This window comes from Kamptonema animale CS-326 (assembly GCF_028330895.1).
GTDB classification, from domain to species: Bacteria; Cyanobacteriota; Cyanobacteriia; order Cyanobacteriales; family Microcoleaceae; genus Kamptonema; species Kamptonema formosum.
Genome location: NZ_JAQMUA010000281.1, coordinates 14178 through 37780, shown reverse-complemented (window position 1 = coordinate 37780; position 23603 = coordinate 14178). Strand labels below are relative to the sequence as shown.

Below are 23603 nucleotides of genomic sequence, written 5' to 3'. Positions count from 1 at the left end.
TTAAGAAACCCGGTTTTTGGCAAAAACCGGGTTTCTTGGGCTAGGATTTACCAATGGGGAAAGCTGAGAGATTTAATTGTGACTGGGCTTGTTTCAGTTTTGAGCGCGATCGATCCAATTCTATCTGCATTTCTTCTGCCGTTTGTTTCCAACTATTCAACTGAGATTTTACCCATTCCTTTTCCGATTGAGTCGCATCTAATTTAGCTTGTACCTCCTGAGTTGTGCGTTGCCAAGTTTCCACTTGTACTGATAGCTGAGATTTTTCGGCTTGAGTTTGCTGTAATTGTGACTCTTTTTGTACTACTTGAGATTGTAGATTCTGCACTTGCTGGGCTAACTCGTTTGCTTCTGCGATAAAAGCCTCTTTTTGAGCCTCTAAAATAGTGGGGTTAGCTTCAGCATACTGGCGATATCTGTTAAAAATAATCTCCCTCGTGCGAGTAAAATCAGGGCGGTTATGGCTACTTGTGTTAGTGCCATCATTTCTTTGGGTAAATTCGCAGGTAGTTTCCTTAATATGGGCGATGTCAAATTTGCGAGATAGCCGAATTATTAAATCCCAATCTTCATGGGTTGATAGGGTTTCATCAAATAAGCCCACTTCATCTAAGCAAGATTTTTCGTGCATTAGACATAAGTTAGGAGTGCAGTTACTCACTAAGATTTTGTCCTTGTCAAAGTCTAGGGAGTAGGGAACATTACGGTGAACTGTCACATATTCACCATTTTGTTTTTTCTGTTCTGCCATGACAGCATCAGTGTAGGCGATTTTATATTCGCTATTTTCTAGGAATTTGACTAGGGTTTCGATGTGATTGGGGTAGTAGTTATCATCGTCGTCTAAGTAGGCGATGTATTTACCACGAGCGGCGCGGATGCCAGTGTTACGGGCGGCGGAGCGTTCGAGAGCGCGATTGTGTTTTTTATAGACAATGTTACCCCTGGTATTGAGGGGTGATATGACTGCTTGTACGTCAACACCACCATCGTTGACAACAATGATTTCTAATTCGGTGAATGTTTGATTTAGAACACTTTGAATAGCTTGGGCAAGCATTTCGGGACGGTCTTTTGTGGGGATGATGACGCTAACTAAAGGTTTCTCTAATGTTGAGGAGTTAGTAAGCTGATTTGTGGGTACAAACATTGGCATAGAGGGCTTTACCCAAAAATAATCAGCAAAAGTGTTACATTGATTGTTTACAGCAGCAATATTATTTTGGATATTTTGTCGATCGCTATTGCTATGTTGTAAAGCTAAATTCAACATTTCTGTGGCTTGCTGGTAGTTTCCTTGAGTCGCTCTAATTATTCCTAAATTGTTTAGTGCTAAACAGTTTGTTTGATCCAGTTCTAATGCCTTACAGAAAACTTTTTCCGCGAAATTTATATCGCTCACGATGTGAGTTTTCCAGATATAACAGTCTTTTCCCCAAGCACCCAGGACGGCATATAATTGAGCTAAATGGGAGTCGGAAACCACAGAATTGTAGCCAAACAAACGAGATAAATTTTTAGGTTGCAAATAGTTATCTCGCAGGGGTTTATATTCATTTTCTGATGCTGTATATCCTACTTCTCCCATGCTGATACTGTTGAGGTTTTCATGGTACAATCCCACGATATCTGGGATTTTTTTTGCCATCAAACCATTAGCATAAAACCGCAGCATAAATTCTCGATCACCAAAAACTTTCATATCGTCTCTATAGTAACCAATCTGATCGAAGACGCTTCTTTTGATTAAAGCAGCATGGGTAGTAATTTGGTAATACAAAAGTAGGGGGGGAATAGATTCTGGATAATAAAAGTTGAATTTGTCAGAATTTGAATCAAAAGAATCGTTTTCCACTGCTGTTATCAGCCAATCACCATAAACAGCACTTAAATGGCTATCGTCATCTAATTTATTGGCCATAATTTCTAGTGCATTTGTCGCCAAGCGATCGTCAGCATTAGCATTAATCAAATATTGGCCATGACACATCTTAATGCCACGATTCCAAGCCGCGTAAATAGTTTCTCGATTGGGGGTACGTTCGTAAATAATATGGGGGTATTTGTTCTGAAATTCTTTAACGATTGAACGCTCATTTTGTTCAGAATTACTGTCAATCACAATAATTTCTAGTTGACCTTTGGTATATAAAGTCTGATTAACTAAATTTTCTAAGCGACCTCTAATGAATTTTTCTGAATTGTAAGTCGAAACGATCGCTGATACTTTACAAGGATAACTTAGTTGTTGTATTGAATTATAAAGTTCAACGTTAACAGCTTTTGTGGCATACTGTTGTGGACAATACTTAATAATTTTAGTCCTTTTACTTCTATAAATTTTCTCCAAAATATATTCTCCTAATTCCACCAATGGGTGAAAACTATACCAATTATCATGTTCATAATTTGGTGACTGTATTTCTTCAACCATTTTTGCATAAGAATTATAATTTAGGTAGTATTTTGCTATTTTCATGCCATACTTGCGCCAAGCTAAATCGGAAAAATTAGTAGGATGTACAACATGATAGGCTATTCTTGAATCGAGAAGTTTTAAATCAACATTAGTGGGTAAAATAGCTGCGGGCATCCAGTAGTCCCACCAAGGCATCCCAATACAAAATGTCTCCGTTGGATATAAGTCTATAATAGAAGTATCAAAGAAAAAATAATCAAAACCATATTCATACTTCCCTACTGTATTATCTATCCAATCCAGTGACTGTAGATAGATATCATCAATGGAATCTAGATTAATCCTATTACCAAATACAAGAGAATTGACGGATTCCTCGGCAATAAATAAACGAAAGTTAGAATCTGCTCTCAAACATATATCAGAATTGATAATGCCACCTATTCTTGTGCCACGTTGTCGTAGATACAGCAGAACATCATCAAGATATACCAATGGTCTGCCAGCCTCAGAATGTGCATCACGAGTGACAGCATGAAAAAGTACATTCTGGTAAAGAGGTTGCAGTTGGTCAATTTCTGACTGTATATTTAATGAAACAACCGAAAACCCTAAAGCTTGCCAGCTATCTATCGCCACTCGCTGTTTTTCTTGATTTTTGGGTGCAATACTCGTCACAATTACTACATCATCTTTCTGATGGGATTGCCCCTCATGCTCTCCTTTTTCAAGAATTGTGACTGTCGTTCTATCCCCGTTATCATCTTGTTGTTCCTTAGAATTTTTATTAGCAACTAACTCTCTCAGCGTCAACCTAACAATGATTGGTTCTGGTGCAGCTATTGATCGGGTGTATTCTTCTTTATCTAAAAGGCGTTCCTGATTCACAACCAACTCTACTTCTTGCATATATTTATCTATATACAGTTTTGACCGCTGACCTTCATAGGATCTAAACCCACCTAAAAAGTCATCAATAGGAAATAACGACGCATACCGAGAGAAACGTACCCAAAGTTCAAAATCACCTGCAAGTTCGAGCTGTAAATTTAGTTGGGAACCAGCTTGTTCCCAAAGCGAACGTTTCCAAAATGTACTTTCTTGTTGAATAAATCTTCGTCTTTCTCTAATTTCTTTAGTCAAGTTCAATAGATATTCTCTTGACCATTTTGGAATAGACGCTTCAAAGTAAGTAACTCTACCATCTCGATCCCATGCAGTAGCTCTCCCAGTTAGCCACTGTATTTCCTGATGGTTAGTAAAAGCTGATGCTACCTTAAAGAAAGCATTTTGATGATATTTATCATCAGAATTTAGCCAGGCCATAATTTCGCCCGTAGTTTTTTTGAAAGCATCATTAATCGCAATATATTGACCTCCATCTGGCTGACTTTGCCAGTAGCTCAAATACTTTTCATACTTTTTTATTATCTCAATTGAATTATCTTTACTACCACCATCCATAATAATATATTCAAGATTCGGATAACCCTGTTCCAAAATAGATTGAATACATTCCTCTAAAAATTCTCCTTGGTTAAAAGAAGGCGTAACTATTGATATTTTAGGAACTGATTTTTTGACAATCAGACTTACCGACACCCCTTGATTATTTGTTTCTATGGAATTTTTTAGTGAAGAAGATGGTATGCTTGAGATTGAATTGATACTATTAATTGATTCTTTCAAAACTTTTTTCTTCTTCCATAAAACATTATATGAAAGCGGCTTACCAAATAATTGGTAGCTTTGGTGAGTAACAGGTTCCCACATCTTATTGTAAGCAGCTTCAGACATTACATATAGATCCCGATCTTTTTGCATTTCGGCAAATGGGATCATCTGATTAACCGTTTCAATGTTTTGAAAAATATATAGTAGAAGTTTGTTTGTCCAAACATTTGTCTGCACACCTTCTTTTTCGCTAACAACATCAAATAAATGGAGAGAAAGACCCCCAGCTTTTAAAACCCGATTGATATCATCACAGACACTTTTAAAATTTTCCTCTGTTTCTGGATAGACGTGCTCTAATGTTGAGAGACTGAATACACAATCGAAATAATTATCTGGAAGTTCAGGGCTGAATTCTCCCATATAGGCAGAAACAAGGTGATAGCCTTGGTCATCAGAGATTTGCAATGGACCATTACCTACCCCTTCAAACTTATCGACATTCCAGATTTCGTATTGCTGTTTCAATGCTTCAATAATACGAGAGTTCCCACCTCCAACTTCTAACAGTTTTGAACCAGGAGGTAGATTATCAACGATGAAGTTGTAGACAAAAATATCTTGATATAACTTCAAATTGGCTAGGTTATGATCTACCCCAATATGTTCGCCGAATCTAGGAATTTTATAAAGGTGGCTTTGCTTTGAATATGTAAAATCTTGAAAGTCACTCCACATAGTTTTAAGATTCATATTGACCTCGTATTTTTTTTGATTAAAGTACATACTTAATTCCTCGACTCAAGCATAAATAATTAATTTTTTCAATTTATCTCCTCTGGCACTTTATCTGAATACATCTTTTCTGAAGTCCAGGCAAAACCTGCTTCCTCAAAGAAAGAGGCAAGTCTTGGATAAGTATCATAAAAACTTTGTCCGTGTGAGGTATCTATCTAGATCATTTGTAAATAACATAAAAGTTTTGAACGTTTCTATATTGCAAGGATCCGGCCCCAACTCAAGGTACTCTACCATTGGCATAACATTTCTCATTGATTGTGTGAAAAGCAATCATTGTTTGCGTATTCTCGCAGGCGAGATGCTGCCAGTTGCCGAGCTTTATCACTGCCCGAATAACTTCGCGTGTTGTTTATTTTTTCGAGCATATTGACGTACTTGTGTTTTCGTACAGATTGGTGCTACCATAGCACAGGTTTTGATAGATATCAACTCTCTTTAACCACTATAATCTATAACAGGCAAGTTTAGGGTCATAGAAAAGTTCGGTCAATGGGAAACTCAGAGGTTTCAGCCCCTTCGACAAGCTCAGGACAAGCCTGAGAGGGAAACTACACGGGGGGAACTCTAGTTAAGAGTGAATCTCCTTGACAAGTGCGTATATCGATGGCATTATATATCATACAAATGGTCGTAAAGTGGTTTCCCTGCTGTTGTTGCTTGATTTGATACATTAAATTATGAGCGATTCGATTATAGATGATGAATTACGGCGGAAGACTTACCACAAGCTGGGAGAGGCTTTAGAACAGTTGGGGCGTTGGGAAGAGGCAGTGGGAGCCTATCAGCGTAGTATAGAACTTAATGGCAATTCTTCGTTTTCCTATGAAAGTTTAGGCAATTTGTTGGCAGAAAAAGGTCAGTTTGATCTAGCCATCGGGATGTATAGGACTGCCATTAGATTGAATCCTAGTTTTCATGGTTTCCATTATCATCTAGCTCAGGCTCAGATTGGAAAAAATGATTATCAAAATGCGATCGCAGAACTGTTATCATGTATTGATAAGAATTTTCAACATTACCCCTCGTATGATTTAATAGGAGACTTGTTGATTCAACAAGGACAAGAGGCGCAATTGATTCAATTATACAGGCAAGGCTTGTTAGCAATGAGGCATAATTATACGGACTATAAAAAATTTATACAAAAAATATCTGATTTGGGTTTAGACGAAGAAAAAATTTTTAACCAGAGTTTTCTCAAGGATCTTCAGGTTATCAGTGACTTTTGGGAGCCACATCAATCGGTTGGCAAAAGAGATGAGTGGATTCTAATTGAGCTTCATGCTTGCAATGCTTTTGGTGTGGGGGTGACTGGATGGAATTTGCTTGCAGCTAAATGTTTACAAAAGTTGTATGGATATAGAATAGCAGCATTCGTGGCTTGGGGCTATGACCATCAAATAAAGCAATTATTGATATCTTTTGGTGTAGAAAAGCTTATCATTGGCAATGCTGATTACGGTTTAACCGATCATCAAAAATATCAGCTAGAAAAGTTTTCACAAGATGCTAATAGCGAAAATTTCAAATATTTACTGAAAGATTTCAAGTGTGATGATTTACATATTGGAGACCTAGTGTACGATCTATTAATCAGACAAGCCGCAATGAGTACACCAATTCTTGACCAAAGGGTAATGGCTGGATTAGGGTCTCAATGTCTAGCATATAATTTCTGGAAAAATTTTCTGGACAGTTGCAAGGTTAAATTTTTAATTACCACTCATGCAACTGTTTACATTCAAGGATTGATATCGCGTTTAGTCGCCACTGCAAAAGGAATAGTTTTGGATGGAGGTGGCCCGTGCATAAGTAGATATGAAACCGTCGATGAACTCTATGATGGTCAGTTCTCTATTTCCGAACAATTGTTTCTTTATTTTTGGAATCATCATAGACATGAGTCTGCTGCCATTGGAAGAAAACTTGTGGAAAATACAACGGGTATAAAGCTATCTGATGCGAGCTTGCTCTATGAAACTAAGGCTTATAAGGATAAAAAAGTTTACACACATCTAGAATTTTGTGAGCAATTGAATCTAGATCCCTCTCTCCCTATCGTAATTGTGGCATCCCATGTTTTTAATGATAGTCCACACTACTATCGTCATCGACTTTTTGTAGATTATTATGAAGCTTTCGTAGAAACCTTGAAAATTTGTTCTCAAATTGACTCTGTAAATTGGATAGTTAAAGAACATCCAGAAGTAGGCAACATTTCGATGGGTTTTAATGTAGATAAAACAGCAAAAGAATTGGTAAATAATGAGTATAGTTCGTATCAACATATTAAGTTAGCTCCCGATGATTTAAGTAATCTATCGCTTATAGATTTTTGTCATGCCGTAATTACTGTAAGTGGAACAATAGCTCATGAGTTAGCCTGTTTTGGAATACCTTCTATATTGGCTGGTTCTTCTAGTTATTCTGAATGTGGCTTTACCAATAATCCTCAATCAGTGGATGAGTACAAATCTCTGTTAGATTATATTCATAAGCAAGACAAACTTTCTCCTGAAAAAATTGAAAAAGCGTATGTAGCATATGCAATATTATATCATTACATGAGACCAGCAGGGAAAGGCAATTTGGATTTAGGCTGGGGAGAGCCGTGGGCTGTAGCGGAGAGTTTGGCAAATAAGATAAAAAGCAACGAAATTGGAACCGTAGAGGAAGACACATTTTTTAAGAACTTTATGACTCAGATTCTTCTGAAAAAGAAAGATTCACTGAGATTTGATGAACTGCTGGATTGATCATGTAATAATTTAATGTTAACTTAATTGAGACTTGATTAAAACTGTTATAAGTCCACAAAACATCACTGCTCAATAAACAACTCATGTTCCAAAACAAATCAATCCTAATCACAGGTGGTACTGGTTCCTTCGGCAAACAATGCGTAGAAACCCTAGTGAATCACCACCAACCTAAAAAAATTATTGTTTACTCCAGAGATGAACTCAAGCAATATGAAATGGCGCAAAAATTTGACTCTCCAATTATGCGCTACTTCATAGGAGATGTCAGGGATGAACAACGTTTAGCAATGGCTATGCGGGAAGTCGATTATGTCATCCATGCCGCCGCACTTAAGCACATTCCAGTAGCAGAATACAATCCAATGGAGTGCATTAAGACCAACATTAATGGGGCTGATAACGTCATTAATGTGGCTCTGGAACAAGGGGTTGACAAAGTGATTGCTCTATCTACTGATAAAGCTGTTAACCCCATTAACCTTTATGGAGCGACAAAACTAGCCGCAGATAAGTTATTTGTTGCCGCCAATAACCTGGCTGGAGATCGGAAAACTCGCTTTTCCGTTGTCCGCTATGGTAATGTTCTGGGTTCAAGGGGTTCGGTTGTCCCTTTTTTCCAGAAACTGATTCAAGATGGCGCGACTGAAATCCCAATTACAGACCCACGGATGACTCGGTTTTGGATTACCCTCAATCAAGGCATTGATTTCGTCCTCAAGAATTTTACGAGGATGCAAGGGGGAGAAATTTTTGTCCCTAAAATCCCTTCTATGAAAATGACGGATATGGCAGAAGCTCTTGCACCCGATGTCCCTCATAAAATTGTGGGCATTAGACCGGGTGAAAAACTCCATGAAGTCATGTGTCCCGTTGAGTCATCCCACTTAACTTTAGAGTTTGACGACCATTATGTAATTAAGCCCACCATTGAATATTCCTACAGCCTTGATTATACTACTAATGCTTTAGGCGAGCAGGGGATTCCTGTGGCTCCAGATTTTGTTTATAGTTCAGATGTAAATCAAGAATGGTTAACTGCTACCCAGTTATTAGAGATACTCAAGCCATGAATCAGTTTATCCCCTATGGTCGCCAAGATATATCTCAAGCCGATATTGATGCTGTGGTTGAGGTGTTGCGCTCGGACTGGATTACTCAAGGCCCTGCTATAGAAAGATTCGAGAAATCAGTCGCTGAGTATTGTGGGGCTAAATATGCAGTGGCAGTTTCCAGTGCAACAGCAGGTTTGCACATTGCTTGCTTGGCAGCAGGTTTAAGTGCAGGCGATGTCCTCTGGACTTCACCTAATACCTTTGTGGCATCAGCAAATTGTGGATTATATTGTGGTGCAGATGTTGATTTTGTGGATATTGACCCCCATACTTACAATCTGAGTGTGGAGATGCTAGAGCAGAAACTTACTCAGGCTGAACAACAGGGAAAACTGCCGAAAGTGGTGGTTCCCGTTCATTTTGCGGGACAGTCTTGCGAGATGGAGCGGATTTTAGCTCTGTCTCGAAAGTATGGTTTTACCATTCTGGAGGATGCGTCTCATGCTATTGGGGCCAGATATGAGGATAATCCTGTCGGAAGTTGTTTATTTTCCGATATGGCCGTGTTCAGCTTTCATCCTGTTAAAATTATCACCACAGGGGAAGGGGGAATGGTAGTGACCAATCAAGAGGATTTGTACGAAAAGCTGATTCGGTTGCGGACTCACGGGATTACCCGAAATCCTGAGTTAATGCAGGGTGAATCTCACGGGTTGTGGTACTACCAGCAGCTAGAGTTGGGATTCAACTACCGGATGACGGACATTCAGGCAGCATTGGGCGCGAGTCAGATGCAAAGGGTAGATGAGTTTGTGTCGTGTCGTAGGCTGTTGGTAGAAGGTTACAATAGCTTGTTGCAAGATTTTCCCTTAATTTTACCTTGGCAACATCCTGATACTGAGTCGAGTTGGCATCTGTATGTAATTCGGCTGAAGCTAGATAAAATTGGTAAAACTCATCGACAAGTATTTGACGAATTACGAGCAGCAAAAATAGGAGTAAATTTACACTATATTCCTGTACCTACTCAACCTTATTATCAAAACTTAGGTTTTAAAGTTGCTGATTTTCCCGAAGCAGAAAAATATTATCAAGAAGCTATTAGTCTTCCAATTTACTATAGCTTAATAAAAGCAAACCAAGAGCGAGTTGTAGCTGTTATGAGAGATATTTTTAGATGAAAACTGTGATTATCGTTCAAGCAAGAATGACCTCTACCCGCTTACCTGGAAAGGTACTTAAGCAGGTATTGGGAAAACCTTTGCTCGAATACCAGATTGAAAGACTACAACGAGTGAAGCTGGCAGATGAAATAGTCATTGCTACTACCACTAATGAAACAGATGAACCCATTGTTGAATTATGTAACCGTCTTGCTGTTGCTTACTTTCGCGGTTCGGAAGAAGATGTGTTAGGAAGATATTATCAAGCAGCTACGGAACACAAAGTAGATATAGTGGTTCGGGTAACTTCCGACTGTCCTTTAATTGACCCTAAAGTTATCGATGAGGTGATTGATTGTTATCTAAAAAATCAATCAAACTATGATTATGTTTCTAACTCCTTAGAAAGAACTTATCCCAGAGGTATGGATACTGAAGTGTTTTCTTTTTCAACATTGCAACAGGCTTTTTGGGAAGCAACAGCACAACCAGATCGCGAGCACGTAACCCCTTTTATTCATCAGCAACCATCAAGATATCGTTTGGGTTATTTTATTTACTCTGAAGATTGCAGTCACCATCGATGGACAGTAGATACTCCCGAAGATTTTGAGTTGATTCAGAAAATAATCGAAGCAATTTATCCTATAAAACCTAATTTTACGTTAGAAGATTGCTTGAGTTTACTAAAACAGCATCCAGAGTGGTACATTATTAATAGTCATGTAAGTCAAAAACTATGATAAATAAATCAACAAAACCCGAGGATGTGAATTTCGTGACGGAACAGGAAAAATTTTGGAGCCAGGGGTTTGGTGATGAATATACTCATCGAAATCAAGGAGATAGCTTAATTGCTCGGAACTTAGCCCTATTCAGTAAAATTTTTTCTCACACTCAAAAAATAAATTCATTGATTGAATTTGGAGCCAATAGAGGACTCAATATAGAAGCCATAAAAAAGCTGTTGCCTGAGTTAGAAGTATCTGCGGTTGAGATTAACAATTTAGCAGTTGAAGAACTCAGAAAAATAGAAGGGATGAAGTTAGAAATCTACCCTCAATCAATTTTAGATTTCAACCCAGCACGGGTTTGGGATTTTGTACTAATCAAAGGGGTACTAATTCATATTAACCCTAATTGTTTAGAAAAAGTTTATGATCGATTGTACGAAAGCAGCGATCGCTATATTTGTATCGTTGAATACTATAATCCTACTCCAGTTGAGATAACTTACAGAGGTCATCAAGGCAAGTTATTTAAGCGAGATTTTGCAGGGGAACTGCTAGATAGGTTTGAAAATTTGCAACTTTTGAATTATGGATTCGTCTATCATCGGGATAGCCACTTTCCTCAAGACGATCTCACTTGGTTCTTACTTGAAAAGTAACTAAAACTTATTTCTATGACGAATCACATCAGAATAGCAATCATTGATTATGGAATGGGCAACTTGAGTTCAGTTTCCAATGCTTTTGGCCGTATGGGTTATATGGCATCTATTACTCAAAATCCAGATGATTTGCACCGATATAGCCATATAGTTTTGCCTGGTGTGGGTGCTTTTGGAGATGGGATGAAAAATCTCGGCTCGTCTGGTTGGTTAGAGATTTTAGAAGAAGAAGTCGTAGAAAAAAGAAAACCATTTCTGGGAATTTGTTTGGGTATGCAGCTATTAGCAACAATGGGAACTGAATATGGTTTACATAAAGGCTTAAACTGGATTCCAGGTACAGTAAATAGAATAGTAAGTAACGATTCTCAAATTCGAGTTCCCCATGTGGGATGGAATGATGTTCAAATTTTAAAAAAAGATGGACTTTATAAAAATTTAGAAGATTCCCAAGTTTTTTATTTTGTGCATAGCTATGTTTTTGAAGTAGAAAATAAAAGTAATGTAATAAGCGGATTAACTTGTCATGGTATAGAGTTTGTTGCCAGCCTGGAAAAAGACAATATATATGCAACTCAATTTCATCCAGAAAAAAGTCAAAAAATTGGGTTAAAAGTTTTAGATAATTTTGTCAAATCAACATTTAAAACTAATGCTTAAAAAACGACTTATCCCTATTTTACTTTTGAAAAATGGTTTGCTAGTTCGCAGCGAGTCATTTAAAATTCATCAAATTATTGGCAATCCTATTTATGAAGCTAAACGTTTCAATGAATGGAATGTTGATGAGTTGATATATTTGGATATTAGTAAGACCCATGAGTATGACTTGCGTAGAGACGATCACAAAATCAAAGGTTTAGGAGACCCCCTCACAATATTAGATGAAGTTAGCAAAACCTGCTTTATGCCCTTGACCTGGGGGGGCAGGATTCGTACAATGAATCAGATGCAACAAATAATTAGTAGAGGTGCTGATAAAATAACAATTAACACGGTAGCCGTAGAAAATCCACAGTTGATTACTCAAGCAGCAAATATTTTAGGGAGCCAAGCAATTGTAGTGAGTATCGATGTGTTTAGACATACTAATGGAGAAATGGAGGTTTTTATCAAGGGGGGAAGCCAACCGACAGGCTTAAAACCAGAAAAATGGGCTAAAGAAGTCGAAGAACGAGGAGCCGGAGAAATCTTGCTCAATAGCATCAATCGTGATGGGACAGGACTGGGCTATGACTTGGAACTCATTGATATGGTGAGTTCTGACACCAAGATTCCTGTTATTGCTTGTGGTGGTGTTGGTAGATATGAACATTATGCTGAAGGCATAAAAGCAGGTGCTTCTGCCGTTGCTGCTGCTAATATTTGGCACTTTAAGGAATTGTCAGATAGAGGAGGAAAGCGGGCTTTGGCAAAAGCGGGCATTGAGGTTCGTTTATAGAAAATTCAGCGATAAGGAGAAAATATGTCAGTCCAATACTGTACGAAATGTGTTTATCCGGCAATTAGTGCCGTCCCTTTAACCTTTGATGAAAATGGGGTGTGTTCTGGATGTCGTACTCACAGCCAGAAAGAAAAGATCGACTGGCAACAACGCTGGCAATGGTTAAAAGAGCTAACAGAAGAATACCGCTCTTTAAATAACTACGATATTGTTATACCAGTCAGTGGCGGGAAAGATAGTTACTTTCAGACTCATATTGCTGTTAAAGAATTGGGTCTCAAGCCTCTTCTGGTAACTTATCACGGAAACAATTATCTCCCTGAAGGTGAATATAACCTGTACCGGATGCGTGAGGTTTTTGATTGCGACCACATTATTGTCCGCCCCGGTGTGGATACCCTAATCAAAATGAACCGGATTGGTTTCAAGCTTCAGGGTGATATGAACTGGCATGGACACTGTGGGATTTTTACAGTACCCATTCAAGTTGCAGTTCGCTATCAAGTACCGTTGATTTTGTGGGGTGAACATGGTTTTATGGATTTAGGAGGAATGTATTCCTACAACGACTTAGTAGAATTTACCGCAAAGTTTCGCTTGGAACACGCTCTGCGCGGATATGATTGGTATGATTTCACTGATGAGGGTTTAAAAAAACTGGGGCGACCTGACCTTCAAGAAGGGTTGACCGCCAAAGATTTACTATGGGCACAGTATCCATCAGATGAGGAAATTGATGCACTAGGAGTGCGGGGCATTTATCTCAGTAATTTTGTCAATTGGGAAGCTAATGAACACTCGAAACTGGTGATGGAGCAATATGGCTGGAAACCTGCCCAACAACCCTTTGAGCGTACTTACCGAACTATTTCTAACCTGGACGATATGCACGAGAATGGCATCCATGACTACTTGAAATTCATCAAATTTGGCTATGGACGCGGAACCGACCATGCCTGCAAAGACATTCGGGCTGGCGTGATGACTCGTGAACAGGGTATTGAGATGGTTCGCAAATATGACTCTATTAAGCCCCGACACGATTTGGAGCGATGGTTAGAATATGTCGGCATGAGCGAAGATGAGTTTGATAAAATCTGTGACCAGTTCCGTGATTCCAGAGTATGGCGGATTGAAGGCGGACAGTGGGTTAAGGACAATATTTGGGGAGAACCATCAGCCTATGGTAAGATCACCAACCAAGCTAGTTAATTAAGTTGTTAAAATAACGGAATGGGAGAACTATGGAAAAACTAGGACAAAATCTTGACTCCAAACAATATTGGGCGGATGAGGCTAACCGATATTCAGAGGCTTTGGAAAATGACTATCACAAACACCGATTGGATGTCATTCGCTCTTTGATTCCATCCGAACTATTTCAACCAAACAAACAAATTTTTGATTTTGGTTGTGGAGATGCTGTGCTTTTCCCGTGGTTTATAGAAACAAAAGGCTAAAATTTCAGGCATTGATATTTCTCCTGAAATAATACAACTCGGACAGCAACGATTAACAACTTGCGGGTTAGATAGTTCTCTAATTCTGGTGGGTGATGTTAATTATCTGAAGGAGATTCCCTCGGCCTCACTGGATGGATTGCTTAGCTTTAATGTCCTAGCCTACTTGACAGATGAGGAAGAACTTACTTTTTATCAAGAGGCTTCAAGAATTGTCAAACCCGGAGGGTATTTAGTTGTTACTCACTCAAACAGGTTGTTTGATATGTTCAGTTTAAATCAATACACAATAAGCTTTTTTAAATACCATTTAATCGGGGACAGGTCTCGCGATAACACTGGAAATTGATGTTTATGTGCAGTATATTTGGTTCTTGTTCAACACGCTTCTGAGGAAAAAACTATGCTAAAAGAATCAGAGATTAGACCTGATGAGTTAATGAAAGATCAAGCTGAGCGTTTGGCCGCCGACATTCGCCGCTTGCTGCAACACAAGCATGAGTTTGTTACAGTCAATTGTCCTGCTTGTGGTTCGGCTGAAAGTCAAAAAGTCTACGAAAAATACGAGATTCAATTTGTGATTTGTGAGCATTGCGAAACAGTATATGCCAATCCTCGCCCTCAACCACAACACCTAGATGAATATTACGCGCACTCAGAAAACTACGCCTACTGGAACAAGTATATTTTTCCGGCTTCAGAAATGGTGAGGCGCGAGAAAATATTTAGACCGCGAGTCCAAAAAGTTATTGAAATTTGCAAAAAATTAAAGGTTCAAACAAATACTCTTTTAGAGGTGGGAGCAGGGTTTGGAATTTTTTGCGAAGAAATGCAAAAAATTGGAACTTTTCATAAAATCATTGGGGTAGAGCCTACTCCAGACTTAGCAGAAACTTGCCGCACTCGTGGTATCAATGTGGTGGAGAAACCTATAGAAAAAGTTGATTTTGGCAACGAAGTTATTGATGTAATAGTAAATTTTGAAGTAATTGAACACCTTTTTTGTCCTAGAGACTTTTTAGGCAAGTGTCATAACTTGCTAACCGAAGGAGGAATATTAATTGTGACTTGCCCTAACTCTAAAGGTTTTGATATAGTCACTCTAGGACAAAAATCTAGTGCCGTTGATAATGAGCATATTAATCTATTTAATATCAATTCATTAACCATGCTATTGGAGTCTTGTGGTTTTGACGTGATTGAACGACAAACTCCAGGAAAACTTGATGCTGAATTAGTACGGAAACAAATTATTTCGGGTGAATTTGATGCCAGTAATCAGCCTTTTTTGAAACAAATCTTGATAGACGAATGGGATGAAGTAGGAGAATCTTTTCAGGACTTTTTATCTCAAAATCTTCTTTCATCAAATATGCTATTGGTTGCTATAAAGAATTAAATGAACTTAATTATTCGTGCAGATGCTTCTACACAAATAGGCACAGGCCATGTCATGCGTTGCTTGGCACTGGCTCAACCCAGGCAGGATACCCAAGGACAGCCTATTTTTATCATGGCAAATCCCATCCCTGCTTTAGAGAAACGCCTCAAATCAGAAGGAATGAAAGTGCTTCACTTGGCAGTAGAACCAGGGAGTTTAGCGGATGCCAAGGAAACAGCAGCACTCGCTCATCAGTTTAATGCCAGTTGGGTGGTAGTGGATGGGTATCAATTCGGGAGTGAATATCAGAAAACTCTCAAAAACTCTGGATTACGTCTATTATTTATTGATGATTACGGACACGCGGAACATTATTATGCTGATTTTGTCCTAAATCAAAATATCTCCGCTGATCGGCAATGGTATCAGCATCGAGAACCCTACAGTCAGCTATTGCTTAGCACTCGTTACGCCCTATTACGGCGGGAGTTTTGGCCCTGGCAGAAATGGCAGCGAACCGTCCCACCAGTTGCTAAAAAAGTTTTGGTGACATTGGGAGGCGCAGACCCGGATAATGTCACCCTAAAAATAATTCAGGCTTTGCAGCTTGTGGAAGTGGAGGAACTGGAGGCAGTGGTGGTGGCGGGAAGTAGTAACCCCCATTATGAGTCTCTGGAAATAGCGGTGCAGAGTTCACGGTTTCCTATCCGCTTGCAAAGGAATATAACCAATATGCCAGAGTTGATGGCTTGGGCAGATGTGGCGATTTCCGCTGGGGGTAGCACTTGCTGGGAATTGGCGTTTATGGGGTTGCCCAGTATTTTGCTGATTTTGGCAGAGAATCAGAAGGCAATCGCGCCAGAACTAGATCGCCAAGGTGTAATCATCAATCTGAGTTGGCATCAGGATGTGACGATCGAGCAGATTGGTTTGGCATTGCAGGAATTGATCGGCGATCGCCCCAAGCGTGAAACCATGAGTAAAAAAGGACGGGAGTTAGTTGATGGCAACGGCGCAAGGCGAGTTGTCTCAGAAATGGTGAATCTGTTACCCTAGTCTTATGATCGGGTTTTATTTTGACTAAACCCTTGCTAAAGCAAAATCAAAGGAAAGAAACACGATGAGTTACAGCAACAAAGAGTCAATCAAAGAATTTTGGGACTCGAGAGCAGGACTGGGTTTATGGGCAGGAACAAACGATGTAATTGCCAAGGAAATCGAAATGAATGCCATAGGTCGATATATCAAAGATGGCATTCATGTATTGGAGGCAGGATGTGGGAACGGGGTCTCTGCAATTCACTTTGCGAGACAATTTGAAATTAATATAGTAGGTACTGATTTTTCGGAGTCTATGATTCAGGAGGCTTCTAACTTATTGGAGGGGCAAGTTTTAAAGGGCAACTTGTGCTTCAAACAGCTTGATATCCTCAATCTTAACGAGGTGCAAGATCAGTTTGACCTCGTGTACACCGAGCGGGTAATTATTAATTTATCTGATTGGTACACTCAACGCAGAGCAATTGAAAATGTGTTCCAACTGCTCAGGCCTGGTGGCGCATTTATAATGTGTGAAAATAGTCAAAACGGCCTGAATGATATAAATGAACTGAGACTGGCCGTAGGCCTAAAGCCATATCAAGCACCTTGGCACAACAGATATCTTGTTGATGCAGAAATCCAGCAGATTGAATTTCCAGGGGTTAGCTTAGAAACAATCGATTACTACTCTTCCACGTATTATTTACTCAGTCGCGTAGTTAATGCTTGGATGGCGCAACAAGAAGGTGAGGAGCCAAAATACGAGTCACCAATTAATAAGCTCGCGCTCAAGTTGCCGGCTATCGGGAATCTTGGGCAAGGGCGCATTTGGGTTTGGAGAAAGGGTCTTTAATGTTTGGACTATAGGCTTATCCCGAAAGTCAATGATCGTTCGATTGGCTCCATCCTCGTTCACTTACTGCTTTAGAGTGCTTAGCTAAGTAGCGAGGCTCTATCATTGGTGTTGAAGCGGCTGAAGCCTTCGTTCTAAATATAAACCTGATCATCTAAATTTATGCCAGAAATTAAAATAGCCAACTGCAAAATAGGACAAAACCATCCCCCCTTTATCATTGCCGAAATGTCTGGCAATCACAACCAATCCTTAGAAAGAGCCTTAGAAATCGTAGAAGCGGCAGCCAAAACAGGCGCACATGGCCTCAAGCTGCAAACCTACACCGCCGATACGATGACCTTGGACATTAAAGAAGGGGAGTTTTTGATTAATGACCCCAACAGCCTATGGTACGGTTACAGTCTCTACGAACTGTACCAGCAAGCGCACACCCCTTGGGAATGGCACGAACCCATTCTGAAACGCTGTAAAGAATTGGGTATCATTGGCTTTAGCACCCCCTTTGATGCCACCGCCGTTGATTTTCTCGAATCCTTAGATGTCCCCTGTTACAAAATAGCCTCATTTGAAAATACCGATTTGCCCCTAATTCGCCAAGTTGCCAGCACCGGAAAACCCATGATAATTTCTACGGGTATGGCTACAGTAGCCGAATTAGATGAAACCGTCAGAACCTCCAGGGACGCGGGTTGTGAAGATATTATTTTACTCAAATGTACCAGCACCTATCCGGCCACCCCAGAAAACAGCAATCTCCTGACGATTCCTCATTTACGGGAACTCTTTGGGGTACAAGTTGGTCTATCTGACCACACAATGGGCATTGGTGCCGCAGTTGCCAGTGTTGCCCTAGGTGCGACAGTAATTGAAAAGCACTTTACCCTGCGTCGTGCTGATGGTGGTGTTGATTCGGCGTTTTCAATGGAACCGGCAGAAATGAAACAATTAGTTATCGAAACAGAACGGGCTTGGCAATCTCTAGGGAAAATTACTTATGGTGCTACAGCAGCCGAAACTGCTTCTAAAGTGTTTCGCCGCAGTTTATACATTGCTGACGATATGGAAATAGGTGAACAATTTACACCCGATAATTTACGCGCCATTCGTCCCGGTCATGGTTTACCGCCCAAGTATTATGAGATGCTGCTGGGTCGTCGGGTGACTCAACCTGTTAAAAAAGGAACTCCTGTAAGTTTGGATTTGCTGCTTTAGAATCAGTAAGAAAACAAGCGTTGCACAATGATAATAGAGCAAACCAATTTATTACAAGCCGCTACCACTATATTTAGTTCCGGGGGCGACAAGCGCCCCCTGAAGTTAACATCGAGGTTTTTAATAAATTTTAGCAGACTTTGCCATAGAATTTGGTGTAGGTAAAGATAAACACATCATTTTAACTATTGACCAAGCTGGTTGGCATACTAGCCCACAAGTTCAAGTTCCAGAGGGTTTACACTCTTGATTTATGCCCTCTCATTCTCCCGAATTACAACCGGCAGAGCGTAATCAGGCCCTTGGTAAATGAACCAATTGCCAATCGTTCATTTCACAATCTTGATGAATTAGAAGAAATGTTATTTCAGCGCTGTCAAGTTCTTCTCCAGCAACCTTCTTTGATTAAAGGGATTACTTGTTTCCACTGGTGGCCAGAAACCAAACCTATATCATTCCGGTGCAGCCGGAATTGATATTACCTAATCATAAAATTACTCACTCCTTGCTTACAGTGACTCTCTGTTGAATCAGCTTTTTCCACTCTGGTGAATTGGTCAATGCGTAGCTATCAAAATAATCCCCCTTTTCTGAAGCAAATTTAGCAAAACTCTCCAACCAGTTGACGACAGACTCGGTTCGTGAAACAGGTGTTAATTTCAAAGACTCGTGCAAACACTGTTGCATTTTCTTCAAATCGCCACTTTGATAAGCATACCACGCATCCCATACCAGCAACTTATACTCAGTTGCAGTTGTTGACTGTGGTTCACTGGTTACATACTGATTTTGTAACCGATTTCTGACTAATTCTACCTGAGCCTGAGAGAATTGAGACTGAGACTGTTCCAATTCCTGCCGAGTTTGATGCAGTTGAGACTGAGACTGTTCCAATTCCTGCTGAGTCTGAGACAATTGAGATTGAGACTGTTCCAATTCCTGCTGAGTTTGATGCCGTTGAGACTGGGACTGTTCCAATTCCCCTTGAAGATGGTAAAATTGATGGGAAACTCGCTTTAACTCAATTTTATTCTTCTGAATCTGATGAATCTGTGATTGAGCTTGTCGGAAGAGGCTCTGGGTTTCCTCCACTTGCGACTGGGACTGCTGCAATTGAGCTTTAATCTGATGGAGTTCAGATTGACTCTTGCCTAATTCAGCCTGAGTCTGGTGCAGTTGAAAGCGACTTCTTTCTTCTTCCCACTGAGATTGATAAAGTTGGGACTTCGTTTGTGCCAGTTCCGTTTGAGTCTCGTGTAGTTTACCTTGAGACTGTTCTAATACTGCATGAGTTTGGTGCAGTTGTTCCTGAAACTGTTCAGCTATAGCCTGAAATTCACCTAACTCCTCTTTAGACTCCTGTAATTCCCCCTGAGTTTGATGGAGTTGAGACTGGGAATGTTCTAATTCAGCCTGAGTCTGATGCAGTTGAGACTGGGAATGTTCTAATTCAGCCTGAGTCTGATGCAGTTGAGACTGGGAATGTTCTAATTCTGCCTGGGTCTGATGCAGTTGAGACTGGGACTGTTCTAATTCTGTCTGCCACTTTTGCGACTCTCTATGCACTCTTGTCAAAGACTCTTGATACTGCGCTTCTTGTTGTTTTGGCAAACCATATAAAGCGTCTCCTGTCTCCTTTTTAGCTCCTATCCATCCCCCCAAACTTTTTTGAGTCAATTGTATAAAATGGCTAACTTCACTCCTTGATGATAAGGTCTCTTCACAATAAAACTCCAGTGGCAAAGTATCTTTTAATTGTTCTATCGTGGGAACTTCTTGATTTAATGTTGAGCATAATTCTTGATAAGAATAACCCAATCTTTCTATGGTTCCCTCTCCCAATATTTGCAAATAATCACTTGCCAGCCGCCATATCTGCGGCTGCTTTATATCTTCTAACCATTTATTTAAGTTGCTTGAATCTGGTTTAGTATTTTGATATAACTTCACTTGATCTCCATAAATCCATGCCGGAGAAGTGTTACTTACACCATACTCAGCCACTTCGGGTCTAAACGAAATTCCTAAAAAGTCACAGACTCTAGCAATTTCTTCATCAGATCTCATCAATAACCACTCATAGTGCATTACTAAGCACTGCTTTCCTAAAGTAGTAACTCCTTCTAGTAATTTTTGAGGAGCAATGAACAAGTCATTTTTAAATTGTTGAAGAGTATACAAACCATGCAAATCATCGTTAGCCCAAGTTGCGACAATAGAGCACAAAACAGACAGAGGATTTCTGAACAAAAATATAAATCGTGCTTCGGGAAAAGTTCTATAGAGTTCATTAATTATATAGAAATATCTAGGAGTTTTGTCCAAAAAGTAACGCTTCCCAGATTCTTCTCTCGCTTTTTCATATAAATAGGAATACATTCGACGCAAGCCTTGAACATAATCTTCTTCACCTTGAGAAAGACTACCTATAAAACTGGAAACGGCTACTTGAGCCAAAGCTTGATCGTAATCAGCATTATAACCAATAGTTGAATGCCAAGCGGTTAATGGAGATAACATCAACCAAGGTTCAGACACAGTATGAATATCAGGATGCCCCCCCAAAATCCGTTGTGTTAGTGTAGAACCAGCGCGTGGCTGAGATATTAAAAATATTAAGTTATTACCCTTGAGCGAACTGTCTTGACTTTCTGTTGGTTTCATGATTATACCTAATTGAACAAAATAACTTATATAGGATAGCACAAAAGCAGTCGCCTTTAACAAAAATTTACCATTGCCCTTGGTACAACAGGGAAAATTAGAGGAATCGATCGCACCGATGCTATTGACTCACCGACCAAATTGTGGATTAGAGTTCACTGCGATCGCCAATTGAAAATAATCGTTTCATCCACCTGTTTAAATTCTATATAAAACCAATCAAACATCACTTGCCTTCCCCAGCAGATCGGAGGTTCCCCCTGTTATGATGCACACAAACTTCTCGATCAATACTCATAGGACACGGAATTGCCGTGTCCCTACCGTCCTTCATAAATGTCGAATTTGCTGTATATTATAAGCAAGTTGGTGCTAAAGTAGGCAGCCCCATTGGGTGTGGCATAATATTTTATAGCAAAAAGGTAATTTAGCAAAATGAACGAGCAAATGGCTGTGACCGAGTTTGACAAAGGCAATCAACTTCTCCAAGAGGGAAAACTAGAAGACGCGATCGCCGCTTATTGCCGTGCCATCAAGCTAAATCCTGACATTTCTTGGTATCACCACCATTTAGGGGAAGCCTTATTAAAACTAGGTCGATGCGATGAAGCCAGCATAGCCTTCCGCCATGCAATCGAACTCAAACCAGATTTTGCTTGGAGTTACCACCACTTAGGGGATGCCCTAGCTCAACAGCAACAGTGGGAAGAATCAGCTACAGCCTTCCGCCATGCAATTGAACTCAATCCCGAACATTTTGGGACTTACGTGGGGCTAGGTAATAGTTTAGCAAAATTGGGTCAACTGGATGAGGCGATCGCGGCTTATACTCGTGCTAGCGAGTTGAACCCTGATGCTGATTGGATTCATCATGCCTTGGCAAATGTAGTGCAACAAGGAAATCAGTCCAATTTAGCAGAAGCGATCGCCTCCTATCGCCAGATGATAGAAGTCAATCCCGACAACGTAGAAGCTTATCAAAATCTTTTGCAGCTTCAACCCGATAACTGGAAACTCTGGTTGCAGTTGGGAAATAGTTTGGTACAACAGGGAAAACTAGAAGACGCGATCGCGGCTTATCGTCGTTTGATCGAACATAATCCCCAGAATCAGACAGCTTACTACGGCTTAGGAGAGTGTCTGGCCAAATTGGGACAACTCGAAGAGGCGATCGCAGCTTACCGTCAAGCGATTGAACTCAGCGAACAGGAAGAGCAGAAAGCCCCGACTTTAGAGCCTACCGAAGACAGAGAAGAAGTCATCAAACGTTATCGACAGGCGATCGAGGAAAATCCCGATAACAGCTCAGAATACTACAAACTGCTAGAGTTAGAACCGGACAACGAAGAAGTTTTGTTACAGTTAGCCCCGGCTTTAGTGAGACAGGAACAGATGGAGAACGCGATCGCTGCCAAGCCTTAAGCAATCGAGCTTACAATTAATTTTATCCAATAAGTAAACGAAGACAATTGCACGCACCTGCGAGATCGCGCTCAAGCGATCGACCGACACGCGATCGGGTAAACTAGAAAGGTCGATCGTGCCTCATGCCCGTGCCATTGACTCAAAGCCCAACTTAAAAGACCAGACAATCAACTATGGATCTGTACGCAAAAAGAAGAGAAATAGCTTCTCAATACTTAAAAGGTGAGGGAATTGAGGTGGGCCCACTCAATGCTCCTCTCGAACTTCCAGCAGGCGTTAAAGTTCATTACATAGATCGGATGTCGGTAGAAGAATTAAGGAAACACTACCCAGAACTAGCTGGGGTCAATCTAGCAAATGTTGATATTATAGATGACGGCGAAACTCTTTCATCCATACCAGATAACTCCTGGGATTTTGTCATTGCCAATCAAATGATAGAACACTGTCAAAATCCGATCGGCGCTCTGGAAAACTTTTTGAGAGTTGTCAAACCCGAAGGAATTCTGTACATAGGCGTTCCGGACAAACGTCATACCTTCGATCGCGATCGACCCCTCACTTCCCTCGACCACTTAATTCGGGACTACAAAGAAGGGCCGGAATGGTCAAGACTGCCTCATTATGAAGAGTATGTCAGGCTAGTTGACAAATTTCCTGAAGCACAGGTGGCTGAGCGGATGCAGTATTTACTTGACATAGATTACAGCATTCATTTTCACGTCTGGACAGCAGAGACTTTCTCAGAATTTCTGGAATACTGTCAAAAAAATCTATTTTTGGGTTTTGAGATTGAGCTGTTTCACGAAAATTTTGGAGAGCTTGTTTGTATTTTTAGAAAAAAATAAAGGGGTAG

General features: G+C 40.1%; 18 protein-coding genes and 1 pseudogene. 17 read left to right on the top strand and 2 right to left on the bottom strand.

Annotation, left to right across the window (positions count from 1 at the left end):
• Nucleotides 1-40 precede the first annotated feature (40 nt).
• Entirely contained in the window at nt 41-4879 is a 4839-nt protein-coding gene (locus tag PN499_RS16435) for a glycosyltransferase (protein ID WP_272033153.1), read from the bottom strand.
• A 692-nt stretch (nt 4880-5571) separates the two neighbouring features.
• On the opposite strand from PN499_RS16435, the gene PN499_RS16430 reads away from it, so the two are divergent.
• From PN499_RS16430 to PN499_RS16365, 15 genes and pseudogenes are all read left to right on the top strand, one after another.
• Nucleotides 5572-7650, top strand: a complete 2079-nt coding sequence (locus PN499_RS16430; protein ID WP_272033152.1) for a tetratricopeptide repeat protein — start codon at nt 5572-5574, stop codon at nt 7648-7650.
• Between the two features lie 86 nt (nt 7651-7736).
• On the top strand, nt 7737-8726 hold the full coding sequence (gene pseB, locus PN499_RS16425; protein WP_272033151.1) for a UDP-N-acetylglucosamine 4,6-dehydratase (inverting): 990 nt from the start codon (nt 7737-7739) through the stop codon (nt 8724-8726).
• Entirely contained in the window at nt 8684-9889 is a 1206-nt protein-coding gene (pseC, locus tag PN499_RS16420; RefSeq protein WP_272033150.1) for a UDP-4-amino-4,6-dideoxy-N-acetyl-beta-L-altrosamine transaminase, read from the top strand. Before pseB ends, pseC begins: the two co-directional genes overlap by 43 nt.
• Nucleotides 9886-10614, top strand: coding sequence for a glycosyltransferase family protein (locus PN499_RS16415; RefSeq protein ID WP_272033149.1), 729 nt, complete (start codon nt 9886-9888; stop codon nt 10612-10614). The genes pseC and PN499_RS16415 overlap by 4 nt, the downstream gene beginning before the upstream one ends.
• Complete coding sequence (locus tag PN499_RS16410; RefSeq protein WP_272033148.1) at nt 10611-11261, top strand: pseudaminic acid biosynthesis-associated methylase; 651 nt, start codon at nt 10611-10613, stop codon at nt 11259-11261. The genes PN499_RS16415 and PN499_RS16410 overlap by 4 nt, the downstream gene beginning before the upstream one ends.
• A 15-nt stretch (nt 11262-11276) precedes the next feature.
• Nucleotides 11277-11924 carry an imidazole glycerol phosphate synthase subunit HisH gene (gene hisH, locus PN499_RS16405; protein ID WP_272033147.1) on the top strand — a complete coding sequence of 216 codons (648 nt, stop codon included), beginning with the start codon at nt 11277-11279 and terminating at the stop codon, nt 11922-11924.
• Nucleotides 11917-12705, top strand: coding sequence for an imidazole glycerol phosphate synthase subunit HisF (gene hisF / locus PN499_RS16400; RefSeq protein ID WP_272033145.1), 789 nt, complete (start codon nt 11917-11919; stop codon nt 12703-12705). The genes hisH and hisF overlap by 8 nt, the downstream gene beginning before the upstream one ends.
• 24 nt (nt 12706-12729) lie before the next feature.
• Complete coding sequence (locus PN499_RS16395; protein WP_272033144.1) at nt 12730-13920, top strand: N-acetyl sugar amidotransferase; 1191 nt, start codon at nt 12730-12732, stop codon at nt 13918-13920.
• 32 nt (nt 13921-13952) lie between these two features.
• A complete protein-coding gene (locus PN499_RS16390) occupies nt 13953-14168 on the top strand; it encodes a hypothetical protein (protein WP_272033143.1) in 216 nt (71 codons plus the stop codon).
• 1 nt (nt 14169) lies between these two features.
• A complete protein-coding gene (locus tag PN499_RS29675) occupies nt 14170-14517 on the top strand; it encodes a class I SAM-dependent methyltransferase (protein ID WP_417063884.1) in 348 nt (115 codons plus the stop codon).
• A gap of 54 nt (nt 14518-14571) precedes the next feature.
• Nucleotides 14572-15567 carry a class I SAM-dependent methyltransferase gene (locus PN499_RS16385; RefSeq protein ID WP_272033142.1) on the top strand — a complete coding sequence of 332 codons (996 nt, stop codon included), beginning with the start codon at nt 14572-14574 and terminating at the stop codon, nt 15565-15567.
• Complete coding sequence (gene pseG / locus PN499_RS16380) at nt 15568-16605, top strand: UDP-2,4-diacetamido-2,4,6-trideoxy-beta-L-altropyranose hydrolase (protein ID WP_272033141.1); 1038 nt, start codon at nt 15568-15570, stop codon at nt 16603-16605.
• Between the two features lie 64 nt (nt 16606-16669).
• Nucleotides 16670-17443, top strand: a complete 774-nt coding sequence (locus PN499_RS16375) for a class I SAM-dependent methyltransferase (RefSeq protein WP_272033140.1) — start codon at nt 16670-16672, stop codon at nt 17441-17443.
• 162 nt (nt 17444-17605) lie between these two features.
• Nucleotides 17606-18658, top strand: a complete 1053-nt coding sequence (pseI, locus tag PN499_RS16370; protein WP_272033139.1) for a pseudaminic acid synthase — start codon at nt 17606-17608, stop codon at nt 18656-18658.
• A gap of 127 nt (nt 18659-18785) precedes the next feature.
• Nucleotides 18786-19134, top strand: a pseudogene (locus tag PN499_RS16365) (transposase); the annotation flags it as partial.
• A 22-nt stretch (nt 19135-19156) separates the two neighbouring features.
• Here the strand turns inward: PN499_RS16365 and PN499_RS16360 are convergent.
• Nucleotides 19157-21322 (bottom strand): sulfotransferase, encoded by a 2166-nt coding sequence (locus tag PN499_RS16360; protein ID WP_272033137.1) that lies wholly within the window; start codon nt 21320-21322, stop codon nt 19157-19159.
• 435 nt (nt 21323-21757) lie between these two features.
• Between PN499_RS16360 and PN499_RS16355 the strand changes: the two genes are divergently transcribed.
• Both PN499_RS16355 and PN499_RS16350 read left to right on the top strand, forming a co-directional pair.
• Nucleotides 21758-22744 (top strand): tetratricopeptide repeat protein, encoded by a 987-nt coding sequence (locus PN499_RS16355; RefSeq protein WP_272033135.1) that lies wholly within the window; start codon nt 21758-21760, stop codon nt 22742-22744.
• A 176-nt stretch (nt 22745-22920) separates the two neighbouring features.
• The gene (locus PN499_RS16350; protein ID WP_272033134.1) at nt 22921-23595 is read left to right on the top strand and encodes a methyltransferase domain-containing protein; all 675 of its coding nucleotides are present in this window, start codon (nt 22921-22923) and stop codon (nt 23593-23595) included.
• The last annotated feature ends 8 nt before the right edge of the window (nt 23596-23603 follow it).

Bases quoted from the DNA above. Each gene is read 5' to 3' on its own strand.
- PN499_RS16385 (WP_272033142.1), top strand. From the start codon at position 14,572: ATGCTAAAAGAATCAGAGATTAGACCTGATGAGTTAATGAAAGATCAA.
- PN499_RS16435 (WP_272033153.1), bottom strand. From the start codon at position 4,879: ATGTACTTTAATCAAAAAAAATACGAGGTCAATATGAATCTTAAAACT.
- PN499_RS16410 (WP_272033148.1), top strand. From the start codon at position 10,611: ATGATAAATAAATCAACAAAACCCGAGGATGTGAATTTCGTGACGGAA.
- PN499_RS16355 (WP_272033135.1), top strand. From the start codon at position 21,758: ATGAACGAGCAAATGGCTGTGACCGAGTTTGACAAAGGCAATCAACTT.
- PN499_RS16395 (WP_272033144.1), top strand. From the start codon at position 12,730: ATGTCAGTCCAATACTGTACGAAATGTGTTTATCCGGCAATTAGTGCC.
- PN499_RS16390 (WP_272033143.1), top strand. From the start codon at position 13,953: ATGGAAAAACTAGGACAAAATCTTGACTCCAAACAATATTGGGCGGAT.
- PN499_RS16360 (WP_272033137.1), bottom strand. From the start codon at position 21,322: ATGAAACCAACAGAAAGTCAAGACAGTTCGCTCAAGGGTAATAACTTA.
- pseB (WP_272033151.1), top strand. From the start codon at position 7,737: ATGTTCCAAAACAAATCAATCCTAATCACAGGTGGTACTGGTTCCTTC.
- hisF (WP_272033145.1), top strand. From the start codon at position 11,917: ATGCTTAAAAAACGACTTATCCCTATTTTACTTTTGAAAAATGGTTTG.
- PN499_RS16350 (WP_272033134.1), top strand. From the start codon at position 22,921: ATGGATCTGTACGCAAAAAGAAGAGAAATAGCTTCTCAATACTTAAAA.
- pseG (WP_272033141.1), top strand. From the start codon at position 15,568: ATGAACTTAATTATTCGTGCAGATGCTTCTACACAAATAGGCACAGGC.
- PN499_RS16430 (WP_272033152.1), top strand. From the start codon at position 5,572: ATGAGCGATTCGATTATAGATGATGAATTACGGCGGAAGACTTACCAC.
- PN499_RS16415 (WP_272033149.1), top strand. From the start codon at position 9,886: ATGAAAACTGTGATTATCGTTCAAGCAAGAATGACCTCTACCCGCTTA.
- PN499_RS16375 (WP_272033140.1), top strand. From the start codon at position 16,670: ATGAGTTACAGCAACAAAGAGTCAATCAAAGAATTTTGGGACTCGAGA.
- pseI (WP_272033139.1), top strand. From the start codon at position 17,606: ATGCCAGAAATTAAAATAGCCAACTGCAAAATAGGACAAAACCATCCC.
- hisH (WP_272033147.1), top strand. From the start codon at position 11,277: ATGACGAATCACATCAGAATAGCAATCATTGATTATGGAATGGGCAAC.
- pseC (WP_272033150.1), top strand. From the start codon at position 8,684: ATGGTTAACTGCTACCCAGTTATTAGAGATACTCAAGCCATGAATCAG.